Consider the following 11,628-nt stretch of genomic DNA (forward strand, 5'->3'; position numbering starts at 1 on the left):
TTGTGTTCCCAATCATGCCGTGCGGCGCAGTATCAGCAGATGGCGTTGGCCTTGGCAACCGGGTACGGCCAAGGCGTGTTCGCTATCGAGGTGGAAGTCTGTCGGCAATGCTAACAGCTCATCGCTTGGATGGACGCCCTTCATTGCCAGCCAGCGGGTATCGCGGTCACCCAGGTGGCGTGTCCAGTTGCTGAAGTTCTCCATGCTGCTGAACGCCCGGGAAACAATTCCGTTGAAAGGCAGTTCAGGCGTGAATTCTTCGACACGGCTGTGGATAACATGGAGGTTATCCAGCTTGAGTTCGAGTTTGACCTGGGTCAGGAAGCGGGTTTTCTTGCCGTTGCTGTCCAGGCAAGTCACTTGGGACTCGGGAAACAGGATGGCCAGGGGAATACCCGGCATGCCGCCGCCACTGCCCACGTCCAACCAGCGACCGTTTTCGATAAACGGCATCACGCTCAGACTGTCGAGCAAATGCCGGGACACCATCTCGTCGGGATTTCGCACCGCGGTAAGGTTGTAAGCCTTGTTCCATTTGATCAACAGGGCCAGATAGCCCAGCAGCAACTCGTGCTGGACTGCGGTCAGATCAACGCCCAACTGGCGTGCACCTGTGGATAACTCTTCGGCATGTTGCGAGGTGACCAACGAACTCAAGCGCTTTGCTCCAACTGACGGCCCGCGCCGCGTTTTTTCAAATGAATCATCAACAGCGAAATGGCTGCCGGAGTGACGCCGGGGATACGTGAAGCCTGGCCCAGGGTTTCTGGTCGAGTTATCCCCAGCTTGCTTTGAATTTCTTTCGATAGACCGGAAATTCCGGTGTAGTCGATATCCACAGGCAACTTGGTGTCTTCACTGGCGCGCAGTCGAGCAATCTCGTCCTGCTGGCGATCAATGTAACCGGCATATTTGGTCTTGATTTCGACCTGCTCGGCGACCTGTGGATCTTCTGCGCCGCCCCCCGTCACTTCGACCAAGCCAGCGTAGTCGATTTCCGGACGGGAAAGCAGATTCAGCAAGTTGTACTCGTGGGTCAGCGGCGTGCCGAATTTTTCGGCAATTGCGTCGCCCTGCTCAGTGCCTGGGCGAACCCAGGTGCTTTTCAGGCGCTGCTCTTCCAGTGCAATGCTTTCGCGTTTTTTGCAGAAGGCTGCCCAGCGCGCGTCATCGACCAGACCCAGTTCGCGACCTTTTTCGGTCAAGCGCAAGTCGGCATTGTCTTCACGCAGGATCAGGCGATATTCGGCGCGAGACGTAAACATCCGATACGGTTCCTGGGTACCCAGGGTAATCAGGTCGTCGACCAACACGCCGATGTAGGCTTCATCGCGGCGCGGGCACCAGCTGTCTTTGCCCTGAGCACGCAGTGCCGCGTTGGTTCCGGCCAGCAAGCCTTGGGCGCCGGCCTCTTCGTAACCGGTTGTGCCGTTGATTTGGCCGGCGAAGAACAGCCCGCCGATCACTTTGGTTTCCAGGCTGTACTTCAGATCCCGCGGATCGAAGTAGTCGTACTCGATGGCATAACCGGGGCGCACGATGTGCGCATTTTCCATGCCGCGAATCGATTGCACGATCTGGATTTGCACGTCGAACGGCAGGGAAGTGGAAATCCCGTTCGGGTACAGCTCATGAGTGGTCAAGCCTTCGGGCTCGATGAAGACCTGGTGACTGTCCTTGTCGGCAAAGCGGTGGATCTTGTCTTCGATCGACGGGCAATAACGCGGGCCAATCCCTTCGATCACGCCGGAATACATTGGCGAACGGTCGAGGTTCGCGGCAATGATCTCGTGAGTCCTGGCATTGGTGTGGGTAATCCAGCAGCTCACCTGTTTTGGATGCTGCTCTTTGGAGCCCATGAACGACATCACCGGGATCGGCGTATCGCCGGCTTGCTCGGTCATCATCGAGAAATCCACAGAACGCCCATCGATACGCGGCGGGGTCCCGGTTTTCAGGCGACCGACACGCAGTGGCAATTCACGCAGGCGTTTTGCCAGAGCAATCGACGGCGGATCACCGGCTCGGCCACCGGAATAATTTTGCATGCCGATGTGGATAAGTCCGCCAAGGAACGTACCGGTGGTCAACACCACGGATTCAGCGAAGAAACGCAGACCCATTTGGGTGACAACACCTTTCACCACGTCTTGTTCGACGATCAGGTCATCGGCTGCCTGTTGAAATATCCACAGGTTCGGTTGGTTTTCCAGGGTTTCACGTACCGCAGCCTTGTACAGGATGCGGTCGGCTTGTGCCCGAGTAGCACGCACGGCGGGGCCTTTGCGGCTGTTGAGCACGCGAAATTGAATACCACCTTTGTCGGTCGCCATGGCCATGACGCCGCCAAGGGCGTCGATTTCCTTGACCAGATGGCTTTTGCCGATCCCACCAATGGCGGGGTTGCAACTCATTGCACCGAGGGTTTCCACGTTATGCGTGAGCAACAGGGTTTTTACGCCCATGCGTGCTGACGCCAGTGCTGCCTCGGTACCGGCATGACCGCCGCCGATGACGATCACTTCAAAACGGGAAGGGAAATCCACCACGCACCTCGTGCCTGCTTATGTAGGTAATCAGGAATTGATTGTTGAAAGAGTTTTAGAGCTTTGGCGGCAAGTATAGGGACTTAGCCCTTCCTAAAGAACCCTTTGCACAAAATTTAACCAGCTGTGGATGAATCACTGACAATAGAAATTAAAAAGAAAGAAATTTATAAGATCTTTGTTTTTATGTTTATTTCTACTGAGCAACTTTTCTGTGGATAGATCTATGCAGCCCTTTATTTACGTCGTGTACAGCGATTCAAAAGTCTGTGGTCATGTGCCAATGAGGCCCTTGGATAAGTGCTTTAAGCCTGTGGATTAAACAGGTGGTTATCCACAGATGGGTTTTTGCTCAGGTTTCAGGCCCTGTTATCAACTGGGCACAGGGGCGGTTATTCACAGGGCTTAATCCACAGAAATTGTTGAATTGGGCTGTATTTCACCCACGATGAGGCCATCCAAACTCATCAGTCCGTTGGAGCGGGCGGTAGAAAGAGGGCTATTGTGAGAAAACGATAGGGCAGTTAATAATAGCGATTATCATTAAGCCACCTTGTCTCGCTCCTATGTCTGCTCCTTCGCACACAGCTGTAGTCCAGCACATCTACGAGCAACACCATTCCTGGCTGCACGGGTGGCTCAAAGGCAAGTTGCATAACACCTGCGATGCGGCCGATGTGGCCCACGATACGTTCGTGCGTATCCTGGGCGGTCGTCATGCATCGCAGATCCTGGAACCGCGCGATTACTTGGCGACCATCGCCCGCGGGTTGGTGATTGATCGGTATCGCCGCCACGCCATTGAACAAGCCTATAGGCAGACTTTGGCCGAACGCCCTGAAGTCATGGCCATCAGTGAAGAAGACAAGGCAATCATCATTGAAACGCTGGTGGCTGTGGACAAAGCGCTTTGCGGCCTCGGTGACCGGGCGCGGCGAATCTTCATGCTCTCGCAGATCGACGGGCTGACTTATCAACAGATCGCTGATCAACTGCAGGTTTCACTGACCACGGTGAAAAAGCACATGATCCGCGCACTGACGGAATGCTCGCTGATCATGGCCACCTTGTAATGGCGGCCCCTGATCGCAAAATCTTCGAAGCGGCCGCCAGTTGGTATGTGCAGTTTCAAGCCCAACCACCCACTCCCGCCGAACACCATGCCTGGCAGCAATGGCTCAATGGTGATCCTTCCCACCAGGCCGCGTGGAACCAGATGGAGCAAGTGCAGCGCAGCCTTGGCGCACTGCCTGCGGATTTGACGCGCCGTGCGCTGTCCACCACGCAACAACGCCGCCAGGTACTGAAGTGGATGTTGCTGCTGGGTGGCACCGGGTATTTGGGGTGGAATGTTCAGCAACATACGTCCCTGGGCAACGTGTGGGCCGACTACCGCACCGGCGTAGGTGAACACCGGCGCATCGCGTTGGCCGACGGCACGCAGGTCGATCTCAATACCCACACCTCGATAGACGTGGCGTTCGATGCGCGCCAGCGATTGATCCGCCTGCGTGAGGGGGAAGTACTTATCCACACGGGCAAGTCTGGCGGGCAGACACCGTTTTACGTCGAAACCCGCCAAGGCCGGGTTGAGGCATTAGGCACGCGGTTTACGGTACGCCAGCTGTCGGATTCCACACGCGTTGGGGTACTGGAAGATCGGGTCAGCGTGTCGCCCGCAGATCAACCTGACCACAGCCAAATCCTCAGTGCGGGTGAAAGCGTCGACTTCGACCGCCACAAGGTTGGGGATAACCATCCGTATCGCAGCACTCAAGCCGCCTGGGTCGACGGGCAATTGATTGTGCTGGATGCTCGGCTGGGTGATGTGATCGACGAGCTTGCCCGCTATCGGCCGGGCGTCTTGCAGTGCGACGCCGCCTCTGCACGCCTGCGCGTCTCCGGAACGTTCCGCCTGGATTCCACCGATGCCGTGCTTTCCAACCTGCAAGCGACCCTGCCTATCCAGGTGAAATACTTCACTCGGTATTGGGTATCGGTGAGTCGAACCGGCTGATCGCAAAAATAATCTACAGGGGGGGTTATCTTTTTTTTACCTGGCGCGGCCCTACAGGTAATCACGATGCTACCTTCAGGGCTTACTCACCTATGCGCCTTCCCACCAAGCTTCGCCAGCGACTTTCTTACCACGGCATAACCTACGGCCTGCTGACGGGCACTGTAGCCACAACGGTTGCTTTGCTCTCGACCGGCGCCTTTGCAGCCGTTACGGTGCAGCACTACACCATTGCTGCCGGGCGGCTGGACAATGCCTTAAGCCAATTTGCCGCCAAGGCCAATGTGATTCTGTCGTTCTCGCCTCAGCAGACCGCGAGTTTAAGTACGCCAGGGTTGGAAGGTGACTATTCGGTGGAACAGGGTTTTGCGCTATTACTGCAAACCTCAGGCCTGCTGGCTGTCGTCCAGGCCCCTGGAAGCTATGTGCTGCAAGCCGTGCCATCCGGGCAACTCACGCTCTCACCGACCACCGTGAGTACTTATCAACAGGACGGTTTTAATCAAGAGATTGCCGGGGATGTAGGCTACAAGGCGCTAAACAGCCGCATCGGCACCAAGACCAGTACGCCCTTGTCGGAAACACCGCGCTCGGTATCGGTGGTCACCGGCCAACGCATCAAGGACCAGAAATCCCAGACGCTGACCGAAGTATTGGGTTATGTGCCCGGTATTTTTGCGCCGCCCTTTGCCGCCGGCGATAGCCTGGCAGGGGATTTATTCTTCATTCGCGGTTTCAACGCCACCGATTACGGCTACGGCCTGCTGCGTGATGGCCTGCGTGTACAAGGGAATCGGTACGACACCACTAGCGAACCCTACGGCTTAGAGCGTGTGGAAATCTTCCGTGGGCCCTCTTCACTGCTTTACGGCGAAAATGCCCCAGGTGGGCTGGTGAACCTGGTGAGTAAACACCCTACTGCGACGCCACAGGGTGAGGTGCAGTTGGGTTATGGCTCCCACAACCGTCGCCAGGTGGGTGTGGATATCTCCGGCCCGCTCAATGAAAACGGGAATATCCTCGGCCGGGTGGTGATGCTTGGGCGTAAATCCGATACGCAAACTGACCATGTCCCGGATGATCGGCTCTACATTGCGCCCTCCCTGACCCTTAACTTCGATGACTTCAACACCCTGACCCTGCTGGCCAACTACCAGAAAGACCACACCAACCTTGAACTCGGCCTACCGGCTGCCGGCACCTTGCTCACCAATCCCAACGGCAAGCTGTCCAAACACACCATGCTCGGTGACCCGGATTGGAATACCTTTGAGCGCGAAGCCTGGAACACCGGTTACGAATTCAGCCACAGCTTCAATGACGATTGGCAGTTCCGCCAGAACTCCCGCTACATGCAGTCACGTATCACCCGTCATGAAACCTGGCCGGGCGACTTGAACAACCAAGGCTTCGGCACGCAACTGAACATGAATGCCTACGACCGCTACAACAAGTCGATGGTTTACTCCCTGGATAACCAGCTGGAAGGCAAATTCCAGCTGGGCAGCCTGGAAAACACGCTGCTGTTCGGCGCGAGCTACGACCGTACTTCGTTTAACCAGGACTGGGATGCGGGGTTCGCCGGCACGATCAATGTGTATGACCCGGTGTATCTGCGTGACCCGACCACCCCGCAGGCGGTGCAAAACACCTTGCTCGCGCAACAGATGAAAGGCGTTTATGCACAGATCCAAAGCAAGTACGACCATTGGTTGTTCCTGCTCGGTGGGCGCCAAGATTGGGTCGACAGTGATTTCCGGGACAAGGTAAAAAGCGCCACGGACTCCAGCACCACCGAGCAGAAATTCACCTACCAGGGTGGTGTGATGTACCAGTTCGACAACGGCCTGACGCCGTATGTCAGCTACTCCACCGCGTTTGTACCGGTGCAGCAGATCTCGGTGGCGGGCTCACCGCTCAAGCCCATCACCAGCCGGCAATACGAAGTGGGCTTGAAATACGAACCGATCGGTTGGGACACAGCGATGACGTTGTCGGTGTACGACTTGCGCAAACAAGACGATACCTATCTCGACAGCACCACCAATACCTATCGCCAAGTGGGAGAAAGCCGCGCCAAAGGTGCGGAACTCGAAATCAACAGCAACATCACACCGAACCTGAATCTGACGGCGGCCTATACCTATACCGACGCACGGATTACCAAGGACACGGCCGGTTCGTTGGTCGAAGGGCACCAGATGACAGGTGTTCCACGCAACCAGGCTTCGGTGTGGGGCAAATACCGATTCTTGGATGGCCAACTCAAAGGCCTTTCCCTGGGCGGTGGCGTGCGCTACTTCGATAGCGCCTATTCCTACACCAAGCCGACTCTCTACGGGAAGCTCGACCCCGGCAGTGTCACGTTGGTGGATGCCGCGATTGGTTACCAGATTGATACCCACTGGTCGATCGACCTGAATGCCAAGAACCTCTTCGACAAGGAATATGTATCTGGTTGCAACGACGCAGGGCGCTGCTACTGGGGTGACAGCCGTACCTTGCTCGGTACGGTGTCTTACAACTGGTGAGGCGCTGTGGATAACTCGGTTATTTGCCGATACAGAAACTGGAAAAGATCCGCCCCAGCAAATCATCGGAGCTGAACGCGCCAGTGATTTCCCCCAGCAGCTGCTGTGCCTGACGCAGATCTTCGGCCAGCAGCTCCCCTGCCCCCGCCAAGGTCAGCTGAGCACGTCCGTGCTCCAGGGCTGCGCTGGCATGCCGCAGTGCCTCCAAGTGCCTGCGACGGGCACTGAAGCTGCTTTCGGAGGTCTGCTCGTAGCCCATGCAGGCCTTGAGATGGTCGCGCAGCAATTCCAGGCCATTACCTGCCGACTTGGCACTCAGGCTGATCGTGACGTGGCCATCCTCGCTGGTTTCCATGGCAATGGCTTCGCCCGTCAGGTCGGCCTTGTTGCGGATCAAGGTGACCTTGGCCGGGTCCGGCCGTTGCTCCAGGAATTCCGGCCAGAGTGCAAAAGGGTCCACAGCCTCAGGCGCGGTGGCGTCTACCACGAGCAGCACGCGATCGGCCTCGGCGATCGCCTTGAGCGCTCGTTCCACGCCGATCTTTTCCACCTGGTCATCGGTGTCACGCAGCCCTGCGGTGTCGACCACATGCAGAGGCATGCCGTCGATGTGGATATGTTCCCGCAGGATATCCCGGGTGGTCCCCGCAATCTCGGTAACGATAGCCGCTTCACGGCCGGCCAGTGCATTGAGCAAACTGGATTTGCCAGCATTCGGGCGGCCTGCGATCACCACGGTCATACCGTCGCGGAGCAAGGCGCCCTGCCCGGCTTCGCGCAGTACTGTGGATAACTCTTCACGGACTTTATCCAGCATCGCCAGTACGTGGCCATCGGCCAGGAAGTCGATTTCTTCTTCCGGGAAATCAATCGCCGCCTCCACGTAGATGCGCAAGCTGATCAATTGCTCCGTCAGGTTATGCACACGCAAGGAAAACGCGCCTTGCAGCGAGCGCAGCGCATTGCGTGCCGCCTGTGCAGAACTGGCTTCGATCAAGTCGGCAATGGCTTCGGCCTGGGCCAGGTCAAGTTTGTCGTTGAGGAACGCCCGTTCGCTGAATTCACCTGGGCGGGCCAGCCGGCAGCCGAGTTGCAGGCAGCGCTGCAACAGCATATCGAGGACTACAGGACCACCATGGCCCTGCAATTCCAGAACATCTTCACCGGTGAACGAGTTCGGCCCAGGGAAATAAAGGGCCAGGCCCTCATCCAGCACGCTTTTGTCTGCATCCAGAAACGGGCCGTAATGGGCATAACGCGGTTTCAATTCCCGACCACTGATGGCCTGTGCAGCCACGCCGGCGAGCGGCCCTGAAATTCGAACGATGCCGACGCCGCCGCGACCTTGAGCGGTAGCGACAGCAGCGATGGTTTCACGAGGAGCGCTCATCAGCAGGTTCCAGAACAAAAGTGACGGAAAGCAAAACGCCCCACTAGGGGGCGTCTTGAGTGGTTATCCACAGAGTAAGTTACGCCTCGGCTTTTTTGGTAGCCGCTTCGATTTTACGTGTGATGTACCACTGTTGAGAGATCGACAATACGTTGTTGACCACCCAGTACAGAACCAGACCAGCTGGGAACCACAGGAAGAAGAAGGTGAAGATGATAGGCATCATTTTCATCACTTTGGCCTGCATCGGATCCGGCGGTGTTGGGTTCAGACGCTGCTGGATGAACATGGTCGCGCCCATGATGATCGGCAGGATAAAGAACGGGTCTTTAATCGACAGGTCAGTTATCCACAGCATGAACGGTGCCTGGCGCATTTCTACGCTTTCCAGGAGTACCCAGTACAACGAAAGGAACACTGGCATCTGCACGAGGATAGGCAAGCATCCACCCAGCGGGTTGATCTTCTCTTTCTTGTACAGCTCCATCATGGCCTGCGACATTTTCTGCCGGTCATCACCATGTTGCTCTTTCAACGCAGCCAGCTTCGGGGCAACGGCACGCATACGCGCCATCGACTTGTAGCTGGCAGCCGACAGTGGGAAGAAGATCCCCTTGATCAGCATGGTCAGGAAGATGATCGAGAAGCCCCAGTTACCCACAATGCTGTGGATATGTTGCAGCAGCCAGAAGATCGGCTGGGCAATGAACCACAGAATGCCGTAATCCACAGTCAGTTCCAGACCTGGGGACAACTCTTTCAATACCGCTTGGCTTTTCGGGCCGGCGTAAAGGGTAGCGCTGGTTTCAGCCTTGGCACCTGGTGCGACGTTCAGCACCGGGCCAGTAAAGCCGATGATGTAGTTGCCTTGGCTGTCTTTACGGGTTTGAACCAGGTTGGCTTCACCTTTGTTCGGGATCCATGCGGTCACGAAGTAGTGTTGCAACCAGGCGACCCAGCCGCCTTGGACGGTTTCTTTCAGCGCGCCCTTGTCGATATCTTTCATCGACACTTTTTTGTACGGCTCGCTACTTGTCCACAGGGCTGCGCCCAGGTAAGTCGCGGTGCCGGTGGCGGTGCTGGAAGAAGGATCGGAGCTGCCATCACGCTTGAGTTGGGCAAACAGGTTGCCGCTCCACGGTTTTTCGCTGGTGTTGTCGATCAGGTAAGTGACCTTCAAGTCGTACAAACCGCGAGTGAAACTGAAGCGCTTGATGTAATTGACGCCGTCGAGACTGAATTTCAGGTCGACGTTCAACTGATTTTGGCCATCAGCCAGTTGATAAGTCTTCTTTTCGGTCGAATAAACCGGACGACCGGTAGCACGCGCATCCGGACCATTGGTGCCGGTCAGGCCGCTTTGCGCCAGATAAGTACGTTCACCGCCATTATCGAACAGTTGGAACGGTACATCTGGATGATCTTGGCGACGTGGATAAAGCGGCAGTTTCAACTGCGCGATATCACCACCTTGTGGGTCGATAGCCAGGTCGAGCACATCCGTTTTCACAAGGATGAGGTCTTTATTGGTGACCACTGGCGTTTCTAAAGGGGCGGTTGTCTCGCCATTCGCGCTGGGAACATCGGCACTCGCGGACGCATTGGTACCCAACGGGGTGTCCGGAATAGCCGGCGCAGCCTGATTGGTAGCAACATTCTGAGTCGGCAGGGCAGCTTGGCCATAATCCTGGTTCCACTTAAGAACCATGACATAGGACACGATTGCCAGGGCGACGATCAGGATCGTGCGTTTAATATCCATGATTACTCGGCCATCGAAGAAGAACGGGAGGTAGGGATAGGTGGAACCGGGTCATAACCACCGGGATTCCACGGATGACAGCGACCTAAACGACGAAAGGTCAGCCAGCCACCGCGCAGAAGACCATGATTTTCTATGGCCTCTAACGCGTAGCAGGAACAACTGGGGTAGAAACGACAGTGACTGGCCATCAGAGGACTAATGGCATAGCGATAAAACTGGATCGGAACGAGTGCCAGTTTACGCATCGGTGCTGTCTACCCCTACAGTTTCGGTGCTGACTGCTGGTGCTGGCTTGTTGGTACGCGCCAGACGTTTCCAGAGCTTGCCGAAATGCTGAATCAATTCGGGGTTTTCTACATCCCCCAAGCCTTTGCGCGCGACGATAACAATATCCCAACCAACCAGAGTGTCCTGGTGGAGGCGAAACGATTCGCGCATCAGACGCTTGAGGCGATTGCGCTCAACGGAGAGCTTTACGCTCTTCTTGCCGATCACCAACCCGAGACGGGGGTGATCAAGATCGTTGTTACGCGCAAGGAGCAGGAGATTTTTCCCCGGAACCTTGCCGGTGGGGGAGTCAAAGACTGCCTTGAAGTGCCGGGGGGTTAGCAAACGCTTTTCCCGACTGAAGTCCTGACTCACCACCAGTACCGGATTATCAAACTGCCAGACGCGCACGACCTTTGGCGCGGCGACGCGACAGGACAGCACGGCCGTTCTTGGTAGCCATGCGAGCACGGAAGCCGTGAGTACGGGCGCGTTTGATGGTGCTTGGTTGGAAAGTACGTTTCATGGCGTTGTTACCTGGTTCGTCCACAACGGGCCGGAATGGCCCCCGTTTTAAGAGACCGGCGATTCTAGAGAAAGCAAGCCTCTAGGTCAATTTCCAACCAGCTTTTCCTTCAATTAGATCGCTATAGGGCAAAACGCCCTTTTCTATCCGCCGGCCTTCCACGAGCAATGTCATAGATATAAAAATAAAGAAGGAAGTTATTTAAAGCTTTTCTGTAAAGCTTATAAAAGCTAGGCAGGCCATCCTCTGTGGATAACTGCGTTAAGGCCATATTCCACGTGGTGTACAGAGGATGACAACACGGGGGAGAAGCAGTGCTCTGCCTGTGCTGCGCTGTCGGATAAGCTGTGTGTGGAATGGCATGTTATCCACAGGCCAGTTACCCACAGACTTTCACCCCCACTTGTGCAACGAGCTCAGGGGCGCTTATCCACAGAGCTTATGCACAGACCATTGGTCGCCTTTTTCCCCGATAAGGCGTTGATTTTGGGTGCCCTGTGGGCAACCTACATGTGGATAAGTGGGCGGCTCGCCGCTACAATGGCGGCTGTTTTTGCCTCACCGGCTTTCAACTTAGGGGATATCC

General features: G+C 56.1%; 10 protein-coding genes. 3 read left to right on the plus strand and 7 right to left on the minus strand.

Features of this window, described 5'->3' with window-relative positions; translation table 11 throughout:
* Positions 1-12: 12 nt before the first annotated feature.
* Together rsmG and mnmG are read right to left on the minus strand one after the other, a co-directional pair.
* Positions 13-657, minus strand: a complete 645-nt coding sequence (gene rsmG, locus AB3G88_RS28480; protein WP_150674558.1) for a 16S rRNA (guanine(527)-N(7))-methyltransferase RsmG — start codon at positions 655-657, stop codon at positions 13-15.
* The gene (gene mnmG, locus AB3G88_RS28485; RefSeq protein WP_099586248.1) at positions 654-2,546 is read right to left on the minus strand and encodes a tRNA uridine-5-carboxymethylaminomethyl(34) synthesis enzyme MnmG; all 1,893 of its coding nucleotides are present in this window, start codon (positions 2,544-2,546) and stop codon (positions 654-656) included. The genes rsmG and mnmG overlap by 4 nt, the downstream gene beginning before the upstream one ends.
* Positions 2,547-3,112: 566 nt before the next feature.
* Here mnmG and AB3G88_RS28490 point away from each other — a divergent pair.
* The 3 genes from AB3G88_RS28490 (at position 3,113) to AB3G88_RS28500 (ending at position 7,094) form a co-directional block, all read left to right on the plus strand.
* Positions 3,113-3,619, plus strand: coding sequence for a sigma-70 family RNA polymerase sigma factor (locus AB3G88_RS28490; protein ID WP_112192822.1), 507 nt, complete (start codon positions 3,113-3,115; stop codon positions 3,617-3,619).
* Positions 3,619-4,563 carry a FecR domain-containing protein gene (locus tag AB3G88_RS28495; protein ID WP_480452655.1) on the plus strand — a complete coding sequence of 315 codons (945 nt, stop codon included), beginning with the start codon at positions 3,619-3,621 and terminating at the stop codon, positions 4,561-4,563. Before AB3G88_RS28490 ends, AB3G88_RS28495 begins: the two co-directional genes overlap by 1 nt.
* A gap of 92 nt (positions 4,564-4,655) precedes the next feature.
* Complete coding sequence (locus AB3G88_RS28500) at positions 4,656-7,094, plus strand: TonB-dependent siderophore receptor (RefSeq protein WP_480452657.1); 2,439 nt, start codon at positions 4,656-4,658, stop codon at positions 7,092-7,094.
* 19 nt (positions 7,095-7,113) lie between these two features.
* Here the strand turns inward: AB3G88_RS28500 and mnmE are convergent, their stop codons facing one another.
* From mnmE to rpmH, 5 genes are all read right to left on the minus strand, one after another.
* Complete coding sequence (mnmE, locus tag AB3G88_RS28505; protein WP_480452659.1) at positions 7,114-8,484, minus strand: tRNA uridine-5-carboxymethylaminomethyl(34) synthesis GTPase MnmE; 1,371 nt, start codon at positions 8,482-8,484, stop codon at positions 7,114-7,116.
* A gap of 79 nt (positions 8,485-8,563) precedes the next feature.
* Positions 8,564-10,246, minus strand: a complete 1,683-nt coding sequence (gene yidC, locus AB3G88_RS28510) for a membrane protein insertase YidC (protein ID WP_099586138.1) — start codon at positions 10,244-10,246, stop codon at positions 8,564-8,566.
* 2 nt (positions 10,247-10,248) lie between these two features.
* A complete protein-coding gene (gene yidD, locus AB3G88_RS28515) occupies positions 10,249-10,494 on the minus strand; it encodes a membrane protein insertion efficiency factor YidD (protein WP_010207715.1) in 246 nt (81 codons plus the stop codon).
* On the minus strand, positions 10,487-10,891 hold the full coding sequence (gene rnpA / locus AB3G88_RS28520) for a ribonuclease P protein component (protein ID WP_053128141.1): 405 nt from the start codon (positions 10,889-10,891) through the stop codon (positions 10,487-10,489). The genes yidD and rnpA overlap by 8 nt, the downstream gene beginning before the upstream one ends.
* Before the next feature lie 16 nt (positions 10,892-10,907).
* Positions 10,908-11,042: a 50S ribosomal protein L34 gene (gene rpmH, locus AB3G88_RS28525; RefSeq protein WP_003213577.1), complete on the minus strand. Its 135-nt coding sequence runs from the start codon at positions 11,040-11,042 to the stop codon at positions 10,908-10,910.
* Positions 11,043-11,628: the final 586 nt, after the last annotated feature.

The organism is Pseudomonas arvensis, assembly GCF_056688935.1.

Excerpts from the sequence above, each read along its gene's own strand:
- AB3G88_RS28490 (WP_112192822.1), top strand. The coding sequence starts at position 3,113 with ATGTCTGCTCCTTCGCACACAGCTGTAGTCCAGCACATCTACGAGCAA.
- AB3G88_RS28495 (WP_480452655.1), top strand. The coding sequence starts at position 3,619 with ATGGCGGCCCCTGATCGCAAAATCTTCGAAGCGGCCGCCAGTTGGTAT.
- AB3G88_RS28500 (WP_480452657.1), top strand. The coding sequence starts at position 4,656 with ATGCGCCTTCCCACCAAGCTTCGCCAGCGACTTTCTTACCACGGCATA.
- mnmE (WP_480452659.1), bottom strand. The coding sequence starts at position 8,484 with ATGAGCGCTCCTCGTGAAACCATCGCTGCTGTCGCTACCGCTCAAGGT.
- yidC (WP_099586138.1), bottom strand. The coding sequence starts at position 10,246 with ATGGATATTAAACGCACGATCCTGATCGTCGCCCTGGCAATCGTGTCC.
- yidD (WP_010207715.1), bottom strand. The coding sequence starts at position 10,494 with ATGCGTAAACTGGCACTCGTTCCGATCCAGTTTTATCGCTATGCCATT.
- rpmH (WP_003213577.1), bottom strand. The coding sequence starts at position 11,042 with ATGAAACGTACTTTCCAACCAAGCACCATCAAACGCGCCCGTACTCAC.